At 51.5% G+C, this 20334-nt stretch carries 19 protein-coding genes and 2 tRNA genes; 10 read left to right on the plus strand and 11 right to left on the minus strand.

Annotated features, from left to right (window positions below):
* The first annotated feature begins 59 nt into the window (after window positions 1–59).
* A complete protein-coding gene (locus tag EOV40_RS00780; protein WP_128104762.1) occupies window positions 60–2087 on the plus strand; it encodes a S9 family peptidase in 2028 nt (675 codons plus the stop codon).
* Between the two features lie 55 nt (window positions 2088–2142).
* Here the strand turns inward: EOV40_RS00780 and EOV40_RS00785 are convergent, their stop codons facing one another.
* From EOV40_RS00785 to EOV40_RS00800, 4 genes are all read right to left on the minus strand, one after another.
* Entirely contained in the window at window positions 2143–3777 is a 1635-nt protein-coding gene (locus EOV40_RS00785) for an NAD-dependent malic enzyme (protein ID WP_128104763.1), read from the minus strand.
* 147 nt (window positions 3778–3924) lie between these two features.
* Complete coding sequence (gene nusG / locus EOV40_RS00790; protein WP_003629802.1) at window positions 3925–4455, minus strand: transcription termination/antitermination protein NusG; 531 nt, start codon at window positions 4453–4455, stop codon at window positions 3925–3927.
* 4 nt (window positions 4456–4459) lie between these two features.
* Window positions 4460–4654: a preprotein translocase subunit SecE gene (gene secE / locus EOV40_RS00795; protein ID WP_003629800.1), complete on the minus strand. Its 195-nt coding sequence runs from the start codon at window positions 4652–4654 to the stop codon at window positions 4460–4462.
* A gap of 143 nt (window positions 4655–4797) precedes the next feature.
* Window positions 4798–4874: transfer RNA gene (locus tag EOV40_RS00800), tRNA-Trp, on the minus strand.
* Between the two features lie 224 nt (window positions 4875–5098).
* Between EOV40_RS00800 and EOV40_RS00805 the strand changes: the two genes are divergently transcribed.
* From EOV40_RS00805 to atpC, 6 genes are all read left to right on the plus strand, one after another.
* Window positions 5099–5172: transfer RNA gene (locus tag EOV40_RS00805), tRNA-Gly, on the plus strand.
* 284 nt (window positions 5173–5456) lie between these two features.
* On the plus strand, window positions 5457–6080 hold the full coding sequence (atpH, locus tag EOV40_RS00815) for an ATP synthase F1 subunit delta (protein ID WP_012812312.1): 624 nt from the start codon (window positions 5457–5459) through the stop codon (window positions 6078–6080).
* A complete protein-coding gene (atpA, locus tag EOV40_RS00820; RefSeq protein WP_050819014.1) occupies window positions 6080–7615 on the plus strand; it encodes a F0F1 ATP synthase subunit alpha in 1536 nt (511 codons plus the stop codon). The genes atpH and atpA overlap by 1 nt, the downstream gene beginning before the upstream one ends.
* 17 nt (window positions 7616–7632) lie before the next feature.
* Window positions 7633–8523: a F0F1 ATP synthase subunit gamma gene (locus EOV40_RS00825; RefSeq protein ID WP_128104764.1), complete on the plus strand. Its 891-nt coding sequence runs from the start codon at window positions 7633–7635 to the stop codon at window positions 8521–8523.
* A 31-nt stretch (window positions 8524–8554) separates the two neighbouring features.
* Window positions 8555–10027, plus strand: a complete 1473-nt coding sequence (gene atpD / locus EOV40_RS00830; protein WP_050819015.1) for a F0F1 ATP synthase subunit beta — start codon at window positions 8555–8557, stop codon at window positions 10025–10027.
* A gap of 27 nt (window positions 10028–10054) precedes the next feature.
* Window positions 10055–10465, plus strand: a complete 411-nt coding sequence (gene atpC, locus EOV40_RS00835) for an ATP synthase F1 subunit epsilon (protein WP_128104765.1) — start codon at window positions 10055–10057, stop codon at window positions 10463–10465.
* Between the two features lie 59 nt (window positions 10466–10524).
* On the opposite strand, the gene queF is transcribed toward atpC, so the two are convergent.
* A complete protein-coding gene (queF, locus tag EOV40_RS00840; RefSeq protein WP_035362188.1) occupies window positions 10525–10995 on the minus strand; it encodes a preQ(1) synthase in 471 nt (156 codons plus the stop codon).
* Between the two features lie 119 nt (window positions 10996–11114).
* Between queF and rnd the strand changes: the two genes are divergently transcribed.
* The gene (gene rnd / locus EOV40_RS00845; RefSeq protein ID WP_128104766.1) at window positions 11115–12323 is read left to right on the plus strand and encodes a ribonuclease D; all 1209 of its coding nucleotides are present in this window, start codon (window positions 11115–11117) and stop codon (window positions 12321–12323) included.
* A 30-nt stretch (window positions 12324–12353) separates the two neighbouring features.
* On the opposite strand, the gene EOV40_RS00850 is transcribed toward rnd, so the two are convergent.
* On the minus strand, window positions 12354–13352 hold the full coding sequence (locus tag EOV40_RS00850; RefSeq protein WP_128104767.1) for an adenosine kinase: 999 nt from the start codon (window positions 13350–13352) through the stop codon (window positions 12354–12356).
* Between the two features lie 214 nt (window positions 13353–13566).
* Here EOV40_RS00850 and EOV40_RS14930 point away from each other — a divergent pair, with 214 nt between their 5' ends.
* Window positions 13567–14256 (plus strand): bactofilin family protein, encoded by a 690-nt coding sequence (locus EOV40_RS14930; protein ID WP_208729226.1) that lies wholly within the window; start codon window positions 13567–13569, stop codon window positions 14254–14256.
* Between the two features lie 84 nt (window positions 14257–14340).
* Here the strand turns inward: EOV40_RS14930 and EOV40_RS00860 are convergent, their stop codons facing one another.
* From EOV40_RS00860 to cysT, 5 genes are all read right to left on the minus strand, one after another.
* Window positions 14341–14946 (minus strand): GcrA family cell cycle regulator, encoded by a 606-nt coding sequence (locus EOV40_RS00860; RefSeq protein ID WP_128104769.1) that lies wholly within the window; start codon window positions 14944–14946, stop codon window positions 14341–14343.
* A 148-nt stretch (window positions 14947–15094) separates the two neighbouring features.
* Entirely contained in the window at window positions 15095–16576 is a 1482-nt protein-coding gene (locus EOV40_RS00865) for an amino acid permease (protein WP_087651680.1), read from the minus strand.
* A gap of 170 nt (window positions 16577–16746) precedes the next feature.
* A complete protein-coding gene (locus tag EOV40_RS00870; RefSeq protein ID WP_128104770.1) occupies window positions 16747–17784 on the minus strand; it encodes a sulfate/molybdate ABC transporter ATP-binding protein in 1038 nt (345 codons plus the stop codon).
* Entirely contained in the window at window positions 17781–18599 is an 819-nt protein-coding gene (locus EOV40_RS00875; protein WP_128104771.1) for a sulfate ABC transporter permease, read from the minus strand. Before EOV40_RS00875 ends, EOV40_RS00870 begins: the two co-directional genes overlap by 4 nt.
* Complete coding sequence (gene cysT / locus EOV40_RS00880) at window positions 18596–19435, minus strand: sulfate ABC transporter permease subunit CysT (protein ID WP_128106168.1); 840 nt, start codon at window positions 19433–19435, stop codon at window positions 18596–18598. The genes EOV40_RS00875 and cysT overlap by 4 nt, the downstream gene beginning before the upstream one ends.
* Before the next feature lie 550 nt (window positions 19436–19985).
* Between cysT and EOV40_RS15180 the strand changes: the two genes are divergently transcribed.
* A complete protein-coding gene (locus EOV40_RS15180; RefSeq protein ID WP_128104772.1) occupies window positions 19986–20195 on the plus strand; it encodes a hypothetical protein in 210 nt (69 codons plus the stop codon).
* Window positions 20196–20334 lie beyond the last annotated feature (139 nt).

Genomic DNA, 20334 nt, shown 5'->3' on the forward strand with positions numbered 1-20334 from the left:
CGGCAGAAACCGTTCAGGTTCTGTTGTGTCAAGCATTCTGCGTAAGAGCGTATGGTGCAATGCTTAACACGTGCGGTGTCCGGGTGCATGTTTTTCTGGATGCAACTGCCAGAATGGTAAAAAATACCAGCATGAATAACACACCTCCTCTTTCTTCTTCTGTCACGCCAATGCCGTGTGGCACATGGCCTTCCCCTGTTACGCCGGATCTGGTGGCAGGAAAGACACTGTCTTTTTCTGAGGTTCGGGCTGTAGAAAATACGGTTTTCTGGCTGGAACGACGGCCCGCAGAGGCAGGCCGCTCTGTGCTGATGTGTTGGACGCAGGAAGAAGGTGCCTCTGAAGCGCTGGAGCCAGATACAGATGTGGCAACCTGTGTGCATGAGTATGGCGGTGGCGCTTATGCTGTAAAAAGAGGCTGCATTGCCTATTCCGATAAACGTACAGTAAGCGTGTGGCTGCGCAGGGAAGAAGATACCGCAGCAGTTTTTGTGGCTGGAGAGACAGGGCTTCGGTTTGCTGATCTGCGGTTTGACGTAAGTTCCGAAACAGTGCTGGCCGTGCGGGAAGATCACCGAGAAGCGGGTGAGGCCAAAACGGCACTGGTGGCATTGCACCCTCAAGGCAACAAAGCCGGTACGGTGCTGAAAGCTGGAGCAGATTTTTACGCCGCTCCGGTTTTGTCACCAGATGGAACATTGTTGGTATGGATTGAGTGGGATCACCCCAACATGCCGTGGGATGCCACGCGCCTGTGCCTTGCCCGTGTTCAGAGAAATGCTTCGGGTGACATCTGCGGTATTGAAGGTGCTCGTGTGCTGGCGGGCGAACAAATAAGCGAATCGCTTATAGAGCCGCGCTGGACATCTGATGGGCAATTGCTTGTTTTGTCTGATCGTTCAGGAAGTTGGACGATATGGAACGTGAATTGGCAGGAAAAAAGCCCGACCTTATCCCGTTATCCTGCTCCTGAAGGGGAAGTAGGGCAGCCAGCATGGGTGTTTGGGCAGAATAGCTATCAATTACTCAAAAATGAGGGCTGTCTGGTTCTGGCCGTTACGCAGGGCCAAGCAACATGTTGGATAAAACAGGACGGTGCATCTGAGTATCGCATCTTCCATGCCAAACCGGACCAATGCCCTGTTCCCTTGGCAGATGGCCGTTTTGCCTGGTTGCAAGCGCCACCAGATGCTCTGCCTTCTGTTGTGGTGGGCACGCCTGAGAAAGGTGCAGAGATTATTTTGCAGCGCGCATCAACCGAACAACTGGATGTTGCAGATATTTCTATACCCGAATCGATTTGTTTTTCAGTGGATGGGGAAGAGGGCTTGATGGGGCATGCCTTCTTTTATCCGCCAACCAACCGCCATGCGTGTGTGCCAAAGGGGGAGCGTCCTCCCATGATTGTGCAGGTTCATGGAGGCCCTACTGCACGGGCGCAGGAAGGTTTGTCGTTTAAAATCCAGTGGTGGACGTCTCGCGGGTTTGCCGTGCTGGATGTGAATTATGGCGGTTCTACCGGATTCGGTCGTGCATGGCGGAATCGTCTTAAAGGCCAGTGGGGTGTGGTGGATGTGGCAGATTGTCTGTCTGCTTGCCGTGCCGTTGTAGAATCGGGGCGTGTGGACCCGAATCGTATTGCCATCCGGGGTTCCAGTGCAGGAGGTATGACTGTGCTGGTAGCGTTGGCTGTTTCAGATATCTTTGCGGCAGGTGTGAGCCTGTATGGCGTAACTGATTTGCGCGCTTTGGCGCAGGAAACACATAAATTTGAAGCACGCTATCTGGATGGTTTAATTGGCCCGTGGCCAGAAGCTGAGGCGCTTTATCTGCAGCGCTCTCCAATTTCCGTTGCGGATCAGATTCGCGCCCCTGTGCTGCTATTGCAGGGAATGGACGATAAAGTTGTACCGCCAGAACAGGCATATTCCATGGCCAAAGCTTTGAAAGCCGTGGGAACGCCTGTGACTTTACGAGAATTTGAAGGGGAGGGGCATGGCTTCCGCAAGGAAGCGACTATTCGCACGGCCTTTGCAGAAGAATTGGCTTTTTATGCCAATGTGTTTGGATTTGCTGTGCAGAACTAACCACGGGAATAAAAAAGGCTGAAGGAGCAAATGCCCTTCAGCCTTTTTTTAAGGGTTAGTCTGTATAGCGTGGTTTGTAGGTTAGATTTTCAATCCAAGCCCGAATGTCTTTGGGGCGTTCCACCGTCGCGGCGTTTTTATCAAAAATAAACTCAGCAATACGTGTGGCGGAGGTGATGGACACTTCCAGAATATCGCTTTGTGGCGGGAACAACCGTCCCCGTTCACGCGCTGCAGGATCTACTTGATCCGCCAGAGCCTGTGCGGCTTCAATTACCATTTCATCTGTAATCAGCTTGGGGCAGGTAGCATACACAGCCAGCCCCAGAGCGGGGAAGATGTAGAAGTTATTGGCCTGCCCCGGATAGAACGTACGGTCATTATACGTCACTTCTGGGTACTGCAGGCCTGCAGCAAAAAGTGCGCGTCCTTTAGACCATTCATAGGCCTGCTCAGCCGTGCATTCCCCATTTTTCTGCGGCAGCGACAGCGGGAAAATAATGGGGCGTTCGTTCAGCTTGCTCATTTCTTCCACCACATCTTGGGTGAAAGAGCCGCCAGCGGTGGAAACACCAATCAGCACTGTGGGTTTAACAGTTTTGATCATGCCCAGCAGATCACGTGATGGCGGGAGATTCTTGGCGAACCGTTCCTGTTCGGGCAGCAGATCAGTGCGTGACGTTTCTAAAAGACCGTTCACATCCATTAATGTAATGCGGTCAATGGCTTCCTGCTCAGATAGCCCTTCCTGTTTCAAGGCGGAAACCAGCATATCGGCAGTACCAATGCCGGAGGAACCCGCCCCCAGGAACAAGAAGCGTTGCTGGGTCAGCGATTCGTTCTTGATTTTCAGTGCCGTAATCAGGCCCGCTAAGGTAACAGCGGCCGTGCCTTGGATATCATCATTATAGCACAGCACGCGGTCATGATATTTTTTGAGGTAGCGTAGGGCATCCGTGCCCTTCCAATCCTCAAAATGGATACAGCTTTGCGGGAAGACTTCCTGCACGGCCTCAATAAATTCTTCTACAAAAGAATCGAGTTCTTCTAACAGGGGAGGTTCACGCCGCAGCCCCAGATACAGAGGGTCAGCTCTTAAAGCGCTGTTTGTGGTGCCAATATCAAGCTGCACAGGCAAAAGCGAATCGGGGGGCACTGCGCCGCAGGCTGTATAAAGATCCAGCTTGCCAATGGGGATACCCATACCGTTTACGCCAATATCACCCAGCCCAAGAATGCGGCCGCCTGTGGTCACACACATGAAGCGGACATTTTCCATCGGCCAGTTGTGCAGCACATCCTTAATACGGCCACGCATATCCAAGCTGATATACATGCCACGGGGACGGCGATAGATATGGCTGAATTGCTGGCATACGGCGGCCAGTGTGGGCGCATATACAATCGGCACGAATCGGGCCGGGTTAGACATCAGAACTTTGTAAAAGAGGGTTTCGTTCTGATCGCGCAGGCCGCTCAGATAAATATAGCGTTCCAGATTGCTGGGTTTGGCCTCAAGGTGGCGGTGGATGCGTTCTACCTGCCTGTCTAGGTTTTCAACCTGTGTGGGCAACAATCCTTCCAGCCCATAAAGGCGGCGCTCTTCCTCGGTAAACGCCGTGCCCTTGTTCAGGTGCGCATTATTAAGAAGGGCCATTCCTCGCAGTTGGGGCGTGGAAGCAGATGGCATGATAACTCCATGAATTGTGAGGCCAAGGGCAAGATTACAGCGGTTTTTTATGCAGAAAGAAAGAGCGCAAACAGCAAGTCTGGGTTAAGGCAATAAAAAAGGCGGCACTAAGGCCGCCTTGAGTTCTTTCGGATAAAAAAGCTGATTTTACAGCTTTTCCACCTGATTGTATTCCAGATCCACCGGTGTAGAACGCCCGAAAATAGAGACGCTGACTTTCAAGCGGCCTTTTTCTTCGTCCACTTCCTCAATCACACCGTTAAAGGACGTGAACGGACCATCTGCCACGCGAATCTGCTCGCCAACTTCAAACGAGACGGCAGAACGAGGATGCTGCACACCTTCTTCTGTCTGCTTGATAATGCGTTCAGCTTCAGCAGCAGAAATAGGGGTAGGGCGGTTTCTGGTTCCCAGAAAACCCGTAACCTTTGGGGTATCTTTTACCAGATGCCATGTCTCGTCAGTCATTTCCATTTTGACAAGGACGTAGCCAGGGAAGAACTTGCGTTCCGTATTTACCTTCTGGCCACGACGCACTTCAATGACTTCCTCAGAAGGCACCAGAATTTCATCAATATGGTCGCTCAGGCCCTTCTGTTCCGCTTCTTCACGGATGTGCTGGGCAATTTTCTTTTCGAAGCCCGAATAGACGTGAACCACATACCAGCGTTTGGCCATGTCGTTAGCCTCCCAGCCCGAAAAGTTGACGCACACCGAGACCGATCAGCTGGTCAACAAAAAAGAAGAAAATGGATGCCATGCCTGCCATGGCCAGAACGGCGCCCGTGGTTACCAAGGTAGCACGGCGGGTGGGCCATGTGACCCGTTCCGCCTCGGCACGCACATCATGCAGGAACTTACCGGGACTGAACGACACGAACCACCCTTTCTACACTGCACGAAAACCGGATGTTTTCCGGCGGCAGTCCTGAATACACCACACATTCCGCACAGGATTTCCGCGTTGAAACTTAGAAAAACAAGGCGGAAACTACGGCGCAGAACCTGCAATCTTAAACCTGGCAGGGGTGGAGGGTCTCGAACCCACAACCTCCGGTTTTGGAGACCGGCGCTCTAGCCAATTGAGCTACACCCCTACAGCCTGTCTGCCGTAGCTGGATCAATGCTATAACGGATAACCGTCAGCCTGACCAGCCACTTAACAGCAGCCTTTGCAGGTGGCGGAAGAAAATATGTTGCGGGCTTAAAGTCAAGAGGCAAACAACAAATGTCTGCCCTTTTTTGGTGGATGGTTAAAATTTTTATCTTCAAACTTGCAAAATGTCGCCTTTGCAGTTAGTGGCAAAAGCACATGGAGTATGCGGGCATAGCATAGTGGTAATGCAGTAGCCTTCCAAGCTACTGAGGAGGGTTCGATTCCCTCTGTCCGCTCCATCTTTCTTCCTAAAAATTTGGCAGATCAAGAATTTCTCCCCCATCATCGTGGATGTTGGCAGGTGAGTTTTTTATTACGTGTCTGGCGTCTTTTTCTGTTTCGTGGTTTGTGGTGATTTATGGCCTGTTTTTGCGCGCTTTGGGTGGCACAAACGGGTGTGGAAACAAAAATGGCGCGTCAGGGATGTTGCGTGGGGCTGATGAGCATGCTAGAGGCCGCGCCGATGGTTGCGTGCTGTAAGACCTTTAACGGATAAGCCGCGGCACCGTCAGAGTTTGTTAGTGTGGAATGCCGGCGCGCACAGAAGGAAAGAACCAAAAGAGTGGTGGCCTCGGGCGTAACGACAGCACAACCGGTTGCTTTTGCTTCCAATGGTCTTGAAGGCCGTTATGCAACGGCGCTTTATGATCTTGCAGCCGAACAGCGCCAGTTGGATGCAGTGCTTGATGAAGGTGCCGCTCTTGCGCGCCTGATTGATGAAAGTGCGCCTTTGCGCACGGTCCTGGAAGACAGGCGTCTTGATATTCTTGTATCTCGCAAAGCCGTTTTGGCTGTGCTTGAGGCACAGGGGTTCGGGCAGACTCTTCGTAATTTTGTGGGCGTTGTGGCTGATAACCGCCGCCTGCCTGTTTTGCGCCGGATTCTGGCTGCGCTTGATGCGCTAGCCGTTTCCCGCCGGGGTGAAGTGGTGGCAGAAGTTGCCAGTGCTTATCCGCTTACGCCTGAGCAACGTGCCCAAGTGCAGGCACGGCTGGCGGAAGCCGGATACTCCCGTATCAATATTCGCGAGCGTGTCGATTCCTCCCTCCTCGGCGGTTTGGTCGTGCGGGTGGGGGCAAAGCTTTATGACGCCAGCCTTAAGACTCGCCTGTTTCGTTTGCATTACGCCATGAAGGGAGCCGCGTGATGGAAATCCGTCCCGCAGAGATTTCGGATATCCTCAAGCAGCAGATTGCCTCGTTCGATAAGGAATCTGATGTTGTCGAAACCGGCACGGTTCTGTCTGTCGGAGACGGTATTGCCCGTGTGTTCGGCCTGCAGAATGTAATGTCAGGCGAGCTGGTGGACTTTCCAACCGCCGGTCAGAAGGGCATGGCCCTGAACCTGGAAAGCGATAACGTCGGTATCGTTATTTTCGGTGATGACACCAACATCCGTGAAGGTGACACTGTTACCCGTTCCGGCATGGTGGTGAGCGTTCCCGTTGGTAAGGGACTGCTTGGCCGCGTTGTTGATGGTCTGGGTAACCCGATTGACGGTAAAGGCCCGCTGGCAGACGTTGAGCTGCGCCGCGCTGAAGTGAAAGCGCCTGGCATTATGCCGCGTCAGTCCGTGCATGAACCGATGCAGACCGGTATTAAAGCCATTGACGCCCTCGTGCCGGTTGGACGTGGTCAGCGTGAACTGGTGATTGGTGACCGTCAGACCGGTAAAACCACCATTCTGACAGATACCATTCTTGCCCAGAAAACCGTGAATGATGAAGGTGACGACAAGAAGTCACTTTACTGCATTTACGTTGCTATCGGCCAGAAGCGTTCCACAGTTGCGCAGCTTGTGCGCCTGCTGGAAGAAAAAGGCGCGATGAAATATTCCATCGTCGTTGCTGCCACCGCATCTGATCCGGCTCCGCTGCAGTATCTGGCACCTTATGCCGCTTGCGCGATGGGTGAATACTTCCGCGACAACGGTATGCATGCCCTGATCTGCTACGATGATCTTTCCAAGCAGGCTGTGGCTTATCGTCAGATGTCCCTGCTGCTGCGTCGTCCGCCAGGCCGTGAAGCTTATCCGGGTGACGTGTTCTTCCTGCATTCTCGTTTGCTGGAACGCGCTGCGAAGATGTCTGATGAATATGGCGCAGGTTCGCTCACGGCTCTGCCTGTTATTGAAACGCAGGCTGGTGACGTTTCTGCCTATATTCCGACAAACGTTATTTCCATTACAGATGGTCAGATCTTCCTTGAAACCGACCTGTTCTATCGCGGTATTCGCCCTGCGGTGAACGTGGGTGGTTCTGTGTCTCGTGTGGGTTCTGCTGCACAGATCAAAGCCATGAAGCAGGTTGCAGGTAAGATTAAGCTGGAACTGGCGCAGTATCGTGAAATGGCTGCGTTCTCTCAGTTTGCATCTGACCTTGATCCGGCAACCCAGAAGATGTTGGCACGTGGTGCCCGTCTGGTTGAGTTGCTGAAGCAGAGCCAGTCTTCTCCGCTTACCGTTGAAGAACAGGTTGTTGTGCTTTTTGCAGGCACCCGTGGTTTTGTTGATGGTATTGCTGTCGATAAGGTTGTGAGTTGGGAACGTGCGCTGCTGAACGATGTGCGCAGCGCAGGTAAAGATATTCTGGATACCATTAAAAAGGAAAAGGCTCTTTCCAAAGATCTGGAAGCACGCCTGACAGAATACCTGACAACCTTCAACCGCAACTTTGCCGGCTAAGAGGGTAGAATCGTCCAATGGCTTCCCTGAAGGAACTCCGCGCGCGTATCGGAAGTATCAAATCGACACGGAAGATCACGAGCGCCATGAAAATGGTGGCGGCTGCCAAGCTGCGGCGGGCTCAGGCCAGTGCGGAAGCCGCACGTCCCTACGCAGCGGCCATGCGTCGTATGCTAGGTGAGCTTGCTGCTGCTACAAAAGGTGAGGACGGTGGTCCGCGCCTTTTGGCAGGCACAGGTCAGGATAAGGTGCATCTGTTGGTGCCGTTGAACAGTGACCGCGGGCTTTGTGGCGGTTTTAACTCCAATGTGCATCGCTTGACAGTGCAGACAATCCGTCGCCTTCAGTCTGAAGGTAAAACGGTCAAGTTGCTGCCTGTTGGCCGCCGTGCATTCAACTTCTTTTCTCGTGATTATGCTGATCTTATCATTGATAAGGTTATCGGCGTTAGCGGTAAGGAAGTACCTTTTTCTGCTGCCAGCAATCTGGGTGAAAAAATCAACACCCTGCTGGAAGCAGGAGAGATTGATGTCTGCTCCCTTGTGTTCAACAAGTTTAAAAACGCGATGACACAGGTGCCGACATGTCAGCAGCTGGTGCCCATGGTTATGGATGAGGCAGAAGAAAAACCTGCTGCGGCATCTAATGATGTGGCTCTGTATGAATTTGAACCAGATGAAGCAACGCTGCTGGAAATGCTGCTGCCGCGTAATCTGCAAGTTCAGATTTATGCTTCGCTGCTTGAAACCGCAGCGGGCGAAAACGGTGCCCGTATGACGGCAATGGATAACGCAACGCGTAATGCTGGGCGTTCCATTGATAGTCTGAGCAAGGTTTATAACAGAACTCGCCAGACAAACATTACTAACGAACTGATCGAAATCATTTCGGGCGCACAGGCTGTCTGAGCCCGCTCGTTTGCCCCGCAGGAGCTGACCCATGTCGGATACCACAACCCAGACCCAGGCCCCTGCGGCCACGAAGACCAATGCAGTTGGCCGCATTACCGAGATTAAGGGCCCGGTTGTTGACGTGCAGTTCGAAGGTGAACTGCCTAAAATTCTGAATGCCTTGCACGTCAAGCTGGGTGATCAGACACTGGTGCTGGAAGTTGCGCAGGAAATTGGTGAGCACGAAGTGCGCTGCATTGCCATGGACAGCACAGACGGTTTGGTCCGTGGTGCAGAAGTGGCTGATACAGGCGCACAGATTTCTGTGCCGGTTGGCCCGGAAACACTCGGCCGTATCCTGAACGTTATTGGCGAGCCGATTGACGAAAAAGGTCCGATCCCGACCTCACGTCGCGCTCCTATTCACCGTCAGGCACCTGCTTTTGAAGATCAGGCCGCCGCATCAGAAATTCTGATGACCGGCATTAAGGTTGTTGATTTGCTTTGCCCCTACCTTAAAGGTGGTAAGATCGGCCTGTTTGGTGGTGCCGGTGTGGGCAAAACCGTTATTATTCAGGAACTGATCAACAACATTGCAAAGGCGCACGGTGGTGTGTCTGTGTTTGCTGGTGTTGGTGAACGTACCCGTGAAGGGAACGACCTGTATTACGAAATGCAGGACGCTGGCGTTATCAAACTGGGTGAAAACGGTTCTACCGAAGGCTCCAAAGTGGCGCTTGTGTTCGGGCAGATGAACGAACCGCCGGGTGCACGTGCGCGCGTTGCTCTGACGGGTCTGACGCTGGCTGAATACTTCCGTGACGAAGAAAATCAGGACGTTCTGTTCTTCGTTGATAACATTTTCCGCTTTACGCAGGCTGGTTCGGAAGTGTCCGCTCTGCTGGGTCGTATTCCTTCCGCCGTGGGTTATCAGCCTACGCTGGCTACGGAAATGGGTGCCCTGCAGGAACGTATTACATCCACCAAAAAGGGCTCCATTACATCTGTGCAGGCCGTGTACGTGCCCGCCGATGACTTGACTGACCCTGCACCTGCCGCAACTTTTGCCCACTTGGATGCAACTACGGTTCTTAACCGTTCAATTGCAGAAATGGGTATTTATCCTGCCGTGGATCCGCTGGATTCCACATCTCGTGCTCTGGACCCGCAGATTGTTGGTCAGGAACATTATGATGTGGCCTGTGAAGTGCAGCGTATTCTGCAGACCTACAAATCTCTGCAGGATATCATTGCCATTCTGGGTATGGATGAACTGTCTGAAGACGATAAGCTGATTGTGGCACGTGCTCGTCGTATCCAGCGCTTCCTGTCTCAGCCGTTCCATGTGGCAGAAGTGTTTACGGGTGCACCGGGTAAGCTGGTTTCTGTTGCCGATACCGTGCGTTCCTTTAAAGCCATCTGCGCTGGTGAATATGACGATCTGCCAGAAGCTGCCTTCTACATGGTAGGTTCTATCGAAGACGTTGTTGCCAAAGCAGAAAAAATGAGAGAGTCGGTTTAATAACCGACTCCGGGAAGGAGCGCATTCATGCCGATCCAGATTGAGATAATCAGTCCTGAAAAGGTTCTGGTGTCGCGTGAAGTAGATATGGCTGTTCTGCCTGGTATGGAAGGTGATATTGCCGCCATGCCAGAACGGGCACCCATGATGCTTCTTCTGCGTGGTGGTGTTGTTGCCCTGTATGACGGGGATACAGTGAACGATCGTTACTTTGTTGGCGGTGGCTTTGCAGACATTACCCCCACACGCTGCACCGTATTGGCTGACAAGGCTGTGCCGGTAAGCGAAATTTCTATTGATAATGCAACAGCTCAGCTGGAAGCGTTGTCTGAAGCTTGGGATCAGGCAGATAAAACGGATACAACCCGTTTGAGTGTGCTGCAGGATCAGATTCAGGCTGTGCGTGCTGAAATCGAGGCAGGCTCTCCCGCCAGCTGAGGTTGTTGAGAATGTTCTAAAAAAAGCCACCTAATATGGTGGCTTTTTTTTATGCCTAATTAGCCGCGACCACGATAGGTGGGCACATCTTGTGCAGGCACCCATACACCAGCAGGTGGTTCACCCGTTTGCCAGAATACATCAATCGGAATACCGCCGCGGGGGTACCAGTAAGCACCAATTCTCAGCCAGCGTGGCGCTAGCCTTTCAACAAGGGTATTCGCAATCTGGATTGAGCAAGCTTCATGAAAAGCGCCATGGTTACGGAAGCTGGTGAGGTACAACTTCAGTGATTTGCTTTCTACAATCCATTTATCCGGCACATAATCAATAACAATGTGTGCAAAGTCCGGCTGGCCGGTAATGGGGCAAAGCGATGTAAACTCTGGTGCGGTGAAGCGTACAAGATAGTGTTTATCTGGGTAAGGGGCGGGCACACGTTCCAGAATGGCTTCTTCTGGGCTTTGCGGGGCAGCAACCTGCTTTCCTAGTTGGGTTAACTGGTCGCGGCCATCATCGGCTGGGGTCATTTTGTTTTCCTGCACATGTGGTTTTTTGCAGATGTTCCGTGCCTTGGCTTTTTCGTCAAGTTTCACGTGTAACGTTTGGTCACTTCTTTTTCTAACAGTCTGGATGTATGAAGAAAAACATGGCCAGATCAGCAACCCCTGCATTCCCTCCCGCGCGCCTTATTTCCTCTACTCAGGAGTTAGAGGCGGCTCTTGCACCCTTTCATAATGAAAGCTTCGTAACGGTTGATACGGAGTTTATGCGGGAGCAAACATACTGGCCCGAACTCTGTCTGGTTCAGATTGGTGCGGTTCATGATGTCGTGCTGATAGATGCGCTGGCTGAAGGTATTGATCTGACCCCGCTGAAAAATCTCTTTGCAGATACGGCAGTGCTGAAGGTGTTTCACGCAGCCCGGCAAGATCTGGAAATTTTTCTGCACCTGTTTGATGCCTTGCCGACTCCGCTTTTTGATACGCAAGTTGCCGCGATGGTTGCTGGGTTTGGAGATCAGGTTGGGTATGACAGTCTGGTTGGTTCCTTAACCGGACATATGATTGATAAAAGCCACCGCTTTACAGATTGGTCTGTGCGGCCATTGTCCCCGGCCCAGCTGACATATGCTGCGGGCGATGTAACGTGGTTGCGGCTGGTTTATGAGCGGCTTGTTAAAAAACTGGAGCAGGAAAAGCGTTTGGATTGGGTTGCGGCTGAAATGGCCGAGCTAGAAGACCCTGCCACATTTCGCCCAGACCCGGAAAAACAGTGGGAGCGTTTACGTGCACGCACCAATAACCGGCGTATGCTGGCAGTGTTGCGTGCCATTGCTGCCTTGCGTGAGCGTGAAGCCCAGCGCGTGAATGTTCCGCGTCAACGACTGGTGAAAGACGAAAGCCTGCTGGAAATTGCAGCAACGACGCCAGCAACAACTGAAGCTTTAACGCGTGTTCGCGGTGTTTCTCGTGGGTTGGCAGAAGGGCGTACGGGCCAAGCTTTGTTGCAGGCTATCAAGCAGGCACAGGCTTTGCCAGACTCGGAACTTCCGCGTTCTCCACGCAGCAAGAGCAAAGATACACCAAGGCCGTCAGCATCGTTGGTGGCATTGTTGAAGGTGCTTTTAACATCTTGCTGTGAAAAGCACGATGTCGCTCCGCGCTTGGTGGCATCTGCAGATGATCTGGATGCTTTGGCGCTTGATCCTTCTCAGCCTCATGCTGTGCTGGCGGGGTGGCGGCGCAAGGTGTTTGGTGAAACAGCTCAGGCTTTGTGTGAGGGAAAAATTGCCCTCTGCGTAAAGTCTGGTCGCGTTGTGGCTATTCCACAAAATACGGATGTGTCTTCCGTTTAAATAAAAACGGAAGACACAAAGCTATCAGGCTTAGAAGCCCATTTCTTCCCACAGGTTAGAAAGTGGGCGTGCGCCGTAATGTGAGATAATTTCAGATGCCGCGACTGAAGCTAGGCGGCCACATTCTGGTAATGTTCGGCCAGATGTCAGGCCCGCCATAAAGCCAGCGGCATAGGCATCTCCAGCGCCTGTTGTATCCACAACCTGAGTGGGCACAGGGGCAACCTTGGTCATTTGTCCATCGTGCAGCACAACACTGCCCAAGCTAGAACGTGTAAGCGCAGCAAAGGTGGTGTCCTGCGCGGTATGGCGCGCGGCAACATCAAAGTTTTCTGTTTCGTACAGAGCGCAGATTTCATCCTCATTTGCAAAAAGGATGTCTACATGGCCTTTCACCAGATCCAAAAAGGCCTGACGGTGGCGGCCAACGCAGAATGGGTCTGAAAGGGAAAGAGCCACTTTGCGCCCAGCCGCATGTGCCAGCGCAGCTGCACGGCGGAAGGCTTCCTGCGCATGCGGTGGGTCAAACAGATAGCCTTCCAGATACACAATGCTGGAGTCTGCAATCATGTCTGGCAGCACGTCTTCTGGCGTAAAGCAGGTGCACGCGCCCAGATAGGTTGCCATTGTGCGTTGCCCGTCTGGTGTTACCATAACAATGCAACGTGCTGTTGGCAGGTTATCAAAAACCTGTGTGTTCAACGGCGCAGATGGGAAAGTAATACCATTGCCGCGCATATCTTCGGTAAACTGTTTGCCCGCATCATCTCGCGCAACTTTACCCAGATAAGCAACGCGTGCGCCAAACTGAGCAGCCACAACGCAGCTATTTGCCACAGAACCACCGCCCATAATCTGTTCTGGGGCCAAAAGGGCCTGCAATGTGTCGGCCTGGTCTGCATCAATCAGCGTCATGCTACCTGGGGTCAGGCCTTGTTTTTGCAGAAAGGCAGGTTCTACACGGGCAAGAATATCCGTAATGGCATTACCAATGCCGAGGATGTCATATTTTACATCTGAAACAGTCATGATAGCGGCAGATTTTCCTGAAAAATTTCACATACCAGCTGTTTCGCTACAGTGCTGCCATAAAAAGGGCAACACTAGGGCTTATGGAATGCTTGCCGCAGAACCGCCTGGCTGTATAAGAAAATGAGCACATGGCGAGACGGTTTGATGCGGACGGGTGCCTGAGTAGTGGGGCCTGTCCAAGAGTGAACAGCCAGCAAGGCGGGGGATTTTCTTGTTTAAAAGACGTAAGCCCGAAGATAATCGGCCATCTGAGCAGCCTGGTTCTGCCAGTCAGGCGGGCGCACAGCGTTCCGCTGGCGGGTTTGGTTCCATTTTTTCTTCTAATCCAGCGGGAACGCCAGCAAAACCTGCGCCCCGCCCTGACACAGATACAGTAAAGGAGACCTCATCCATGGGTCGTGCGCCTCTTCCTTCCGGTTCCCCTCTTCCTTCCGGTGCAGGTATGCCGCCGTTTCCTGGTGCGGCTGCAGCGCGCGGTATGCCGCAGCAACCTCAGCAACCTAAAAAGGATGAGCCGGAACAACGCACTTTGGTGGTGGGGCGTGGCATTAGCGTGCAGGGAACCGTGCAGGACGCAGAACGTCTTGTGGTTGAAGGCACTGTTGAATCCAGCATGATTACAGCCAAGGAACTGGTGGTTAAGCCCGGTGGCCTGTTCCGTGGTGGTGTGGAAGTGGAAAATGCAGAAATTGCTGGTACCGTTGATGGTACGCTAACGGCGCGTGGTAGCCTGACACTGCAGGGCAGTGGCCGTTTGCTTGGCAAGGCAGCCTGTCATCGCCTGAAGGTTGAAGATGGTGGCCAGATTACAGGTCAGCTGGAAATGCTGAGCGGTGATTCTGCTTCCAAGCCTTCTTCAGCAGCGCCGGCGCCAGAAAAGCCAGCGGCAGCCGAAGGCTGAGTATAACGCCCCTGACTTGCCCCTGAAGGCCTACTTTATAAGGCCCTCAGGGGATGGGGTTTATATTATTTTAGAAGATATAATTTAGGCGACGTTATCGCGCCTGTCGCGCAGCCTTACATAGGCAATCTGCGCATGTTCCTCACAATATGGTTTGCCCGGTATCGGGGTAGCACCACAAAAGTGGAAGCCCGGCGTGCCAGGGTCACCGATCGGCCAGCAGCAAGATGGGCCGCGGCGTTTTTGTGGTTCCGGATCAGAAATGCTGCGCAAAGGTGCCTTGGGCTTGCTTTTGCTTGAAGCCGCGGGTTTTTCTTTTTTTGCGACTTTTTCTTCCACAGCAGGAGCAGGCGCGGCTTCCGGTGGCGTAGAACGTGCAGGAGCAGATGGCGTAGGTTGGTGTTTTTCTGTTTCACCCACGGGCGCTGCTTCGGCCTGTTTGGCAGGTTGTACAGGGGTTGCCGTTTGTGCCGCAGCAGAAGAGGTAGCTGCAGGAGCTTCGGCTTTTTCTGCTGTTTTGGGCTTGGCATTACGCCGAATGGGGGATGGCCGCGCAGGCAATCCCAAACGATGCGCCTTTCCGACAACCGCATTTTTGGTGATGGAAAGACGCCTACCAATTTCTGCCGTTGAAAGACCTTCCGCCCATAATGCCTTGAGCTGGGCGATAATTTCTTCGGTCCACTCCATTTACGGCCACCTTACTATAAATATTGCATCGTTCGCGGGGAAAATACCACGCTTTCAGTCGCGGATATATTACGGTGATGCCCGTTTCATCTCAAGAAGAAAGCCTGCAAGACAGGTTGCACTATAAGAATTAAGTTGGGTGCGATGGTTAGCCCTGCTTGTTTGGGGTGTCTGATGTTCCGAGTAGATCATCGGTCAGCGTGATGGAAGATTGTGTGGGGGGAACAAGGTGAATGGGCTTGTGGCTGAAGGTTTTCCAGCCAACAAACAAGATGATGGCCAGAATGGGAATACAGGCCACAGAGAATGATCCTGTTGGGTAATCAAACGCCATGAGCACAATGATGCTGCAAAAAAACAAAATGGTTGCCCAAGATGTAAATGGTGCACCCGGCATGGCAAACCCGGTAGGTGCTATGCGGCCTGCATTAATGGCTTGGCGCAGCTTGATCTGGCTGAGCAAAATAAAGCACCAAGTGCTGATAATTCCCAGAGAAGCCAGATTGAGAACAATTTCAAAGATTTGCGAAGGCAGTAAGTAGTTTAGAAAAACGCCAACAAGGTAAATGCCAACGGTTGTAAGAATGGCAGCAGAAGGAACGGACTGTTTGCTCATATGTGTCAGATAGCGCGGGGCAGAGCCATTCAAAGCCAATGCGCGTAAAACACGGCCTGTAGAATATAAGCCAGAGTTCAGGCTGGAGAGTGCTGCTGTAAGCACTACAATGTTCATAATGGAATCCACGCCCGATATACCCAGATGGGAGAAAAATGTCACAAATGGGCTGGTGCCTGCCTGATAGGCAGACCAAGGCAGCAGAAGAACCAGCAAGGTAACCGTGCCAACATAAAAAATGGCAATGCGCCACATCACGTTATTGATGGCCGTGGGCAGAACGGTGCGCACGTCCTGACATTCACCGGCAGCGGTGCCGATCATTTCTATGCCTGAATAGGCAAAAATAACCCCTTGGGTGAGTGCCAGCGCCGGTAAAATGCCATGAGGAAACAGGCCACCATGCTGTGTAATCAGGTTCAATCCTGTTTCATGGTGATCTATGGGCACGCGTAGGCCCAAAATGGCGCTTCCGATAATGAGAAAGAGAACCAGCGCGACAATCTTGATGAGGGAAAACCAGAACTCCATCTCCCCAAACCATTTCACGCCAATTAGGTTCATGCCGGTTATGAGCAAAAGCGCCAGCATGGCAAATACCCATTGGGGCATGTGCGCAAAAGTGCCCCAGAAATGCATGTAAAGCGCTACAGCGGTAATATCGACAATGCCTGTCATGGCCCAGTTGAAGAAAGACATGGCGCCAGCAATGTAAGATGCCTTGGGGCCGAGAAATTCCAGAGTGTAGGAAACGAAGCTGCCACTGGTGGGGCGATACATGACCAACTCACCCAAAGCGCGCAGCATGAGAAAACAGAAAATTCCACACACCAGATAGATCAGCGCTAACGAGGGCCCCACGGCTTGCAGGCGTCCACCCGCACCCAAAAACAAACCCGTGCCAATAGCGCCACCAATGGAGATCATCTGGATCTGCCGTTTATTGAGGGCGCGATGATAACCTTCTGCCGTATGTGCTGGTTTTGTGTGCGGAGTGGAGGTTTTGTCGGGCATACAAACATTCCGTGCAGATAGAAATTCTGTATTTTCACAATAAATTGAAAATACAGAATCAATTTATACAGAAATGCAAAAGGTTATCTAAGTTCTTGCATATCAACCGTTATTTTAACGCAACATATAAAATCTGTGCTGTCAATCCGGCTTATGGGCAGAGCTTTATCCTACGGAAGATTTGAGAAGATTTTGCCATGTGAAATATCCAACCCAAATTGTTCACCTTCGGAAATTTCTGTTGGCATTGGTGTTGTAATATCAAGCGCTTTTTGCGTGGTCTGCACGGCATAATGATACAACCCGTTGGGGTTGCGGCTGCGAGAAAGGATATGAGCCGCTCCTTTGCCGCGCATAAATTGCACATCGCAAGGACGGATAAATACGGTTGTTTTGCCGTTCTTTTCACTTACCGGAAACGGCAGGGCATCAGTATCTTCCGGGATAAACTGCCCATTCTGTATTTCCCCCGCAAATTCGAGTGTCTCACCCAAAAATTGCATAACAAATGGTGTTTGCGGAGATGTGTTGAGCGTATTGGCATCAGCATCCTGCACAATACGGCCATCCTGCATGACCACCAGCCTGTCAGCAATATCCAGAGCTTCCTCATGGTCGTGCGTAACCAGAATGGTTGTAAGGCCCAACTTGTCATGGAGCTCTCGCAACCAGCGACGGATGGTACGGCGTACAATTGGGTCCAACGCTCCAAATGGTTCATCCAACAAAAGCAGCTTGGGTTCTGTTGCAAGGGCACGCGCCAAGGCAACACGTTGCCGCTGCCCGCCCGAAAGCTGATCCGGGCGGGCATCTGCCAAATGTGGAAGCTGAATAAGTTCCAGCAGATCCTGCACGCGGGCGGCAATAGCTGTGCGATCTGGGCGCTGTTTGCGCGGTAAAACATCCAGCCCAAAGGAAATATTGCGCGCTACACTCATATGCCTGAACAGTGCATAGTTCTGGAATACAAAGCCAGTTTTACGTTTTGGTAAATCTGCATGACCAATGGGGAGACCATCAATCAGCAACTGCCCTTCATAGACCGGAGAGAGGCCACCAATAGCGCGCAGCAAAGATGTTTTGCCTGCACCAGAAGGGCCAACCAACGCAATAAAGGCGCCGTCTTCAGCTGTCAGATTGATATTGTCCAAAATCTTGCGGGAGGAACCAGGAGCATATTGTGTAAAAGAGTGCAGGTTAACGCTCATGAAGGCTGTTTCCTAAAAGAATGCTCAAATAGTGTGCGAAGCAGAACTGTGCTCATGGCACATAGGGCAAGAAGTGCGGCCATGCTGAAGGCCGCTACTGTTTGGTATCCATTGTAAAGGGTTTCGATATGCAGTGGCATCGTTTCTGTCACACCCGGAATATGGCCTGAAACAACAGAAACGGCACCAAATTCACCAATGGCGCGGGCAGTGGTGAGCAGAATGCCAGAGAGGAGTGCCCACCGAGCATCTGGCAGGGTAACTTGCCACAATGTTTGCCAGAAATTTGCACCCAGCAAAAATGCTGCTTCTTCTGCATCGCGGCCCTGCTGTTCCATATAGGGCATAAGTGTGCGCGTGACGTAAGGGAAGGTAACAAACAGAGTGGCCAGCACGATGCCGGGCACAGCAAAGGCAATTTGCATATTATGGGTGGTTAACCAGTTGCCCCACCAGCCTTCCTGCCCAAACAGCAAAAGCCATATCAGGCCGGCAATGACGGGAGATACGCTGATAGGCAGTTCTATGAGCATAATGAGAAAACGTTTGCCTGCAAAAGAATATTTTGTCAGGCACCATGCGGCGGCAATACCACCTAGCGTGTTTGTTATGGTGACAATGACGGTCACAAATGCAGTCAACCAAATGGCGGCCAGAGCATCGGGTTCCAGCAAGGTAGATACAGCAGCATGCATTCCTTGCCTCAGCGCTTCTGTAAAAATAAGCACGAGTGGCAGCAGAAGCATAAGCAGCACAATAGCGTAACTGCATCCGCACAGAATCAAGCGGCTTATGGAAAAACGTGCGGTTGTCATTTTGTTTCTTCCATAATCAGCCCGCGTGAGGCGCGCTGGCGCAAGAAGCTTACACCACCAAGGCAGAACAAGGCGGTAAACAGCAGCATGACAGCAATAGTGGTGGCACCAGAATAATCGAATTCCTGCAGGCGCATAACAATCAGCAGAGGCGCAATTTCACTGCGGAAAGGCTGATTGCCTGCAATAAAGATAACAGAGCCATATTCACCAATGCAGCGTGCAAAGGCCAACCCAAAACCGCTTAATGTTGCCGGCAGAATGGCGGGCAGAATGACGCGGTAAAATTTCTGAAAAGGTGTTGCTCCCAGAAGGAAAGCGGCTTCCTCCACTTCTAATGGAAAGTTTTGCAATACAGGTTCGATGGTACGCACCAGAAACGGAAGGCCCACAAACATGAGGGCAATGACAATACCGGTTGGCGTAAAGGCTACTTGTAAACCGGCATGGGCCAGCAGCTTTCCCATCCAGCCATTGGGGCCGTACAAAGTGGCAAGCGTAATACCTGTTACGGATGTGGGGATAGCAAAAGGCAGATCAATGCACGCATTAATGATTTTGTAGCCCGGCGGACGAAGCCGCACTAATGTCCATGCCAGCAAAATGCCTAAAGGCAGATCAAGCAAAGCCGCCAACAGCGCACAACCAAAGCTAACCCGAAAGGCCGCAAATACCCTGGCATCATGTAGGGTTTGCAAAATGGCAGCCGTGCCATCCTGCCAAGGGCGTAAGATAAGGGCCAGCAAGGGCAGAATAACAAGCAATCCTACCCATAAAAGCGTGATGCCAAAGGTAAGTGGAAAGCCGGGCAGAGTATGGCGGCGCAGAAAAAACATAGGCAAGCAGGTAAATCCATCGTAGCGGCACGTTATACGTATGATTTGTTTTGAAGATGGAATATGCCATGCGGCATACTCTGTGGGTCAAACCATGCTGGGTTTTGAGAGTCTTTCCTTACGCTGAATGTTATTAAAACCTATCCTATCGCTGGAAATAAAAAAATACGAAAAATGGACGTGTTAAAAATTTTCTGCGATTCTCAGGGGAGATGTCTGCTGATATAAAAATTTTTCCGAACAGGAGTTTTTGGTTAGATGATTGATTTAACAATAAAAATTAACATGCGTAGATTTTTGTTGTTAAAAAAAATAACCATTCGTGATGGTTTATTATTGCGTGGTTATGTGTTTGCTCATAATGTCTTTCAGGTGACAACGTAGCAGAATCACAAAGGGTGATGTGCATGTATCCGGTTTGTTTACGAATGTGCTGCACGGCTCGATGTCGTGCTGCAAAGGCGTTTGAATATGCGCCTATATTCTTTTCCTGATCTGGCCGGATAATCAGTTTGCCGGCTGGGTGTGTTCTTTATCCAGAGGCATTAAAATGCTGGAATCTCAGATTATCGAAGTGAATGGTACTTTTTTGGGTACTGTTATTTTGGAAGCAGACCGTTCCACACGTCGTTTTTATGCGGCGCATGAAAGCGTAAAATCTTTACATAACAGCAGATTTACGCAAACGGATAATCCAATCTTGTCTGTTACATGCGTGTTCCGTCGTGGAAGCCAAGGGCGGGGTGGAATGCGCACCTAAAAACAGGTGTTTCGTGTATTAAAGCAACCTGCCTGATCTATTAGGCGTATGCAGAAATAAAAGCCTTTCCAAACAGTGTTTTATGTTTTGACAGGAAGGGCTTCTGCAAGCTAAATAGTTCTCGGTTCGAAATAATATA

Origin of the sequence: Acetobacter oryzoeni (assembly GCF_004014775.2) — a bacterium.
Lineage (GTDB): Bacteria > Pseudomonadota > Alphaproteobacteria > Acetobacterales > Acetobacteraceae > Acetobacter > Acetobacter oryzoeni.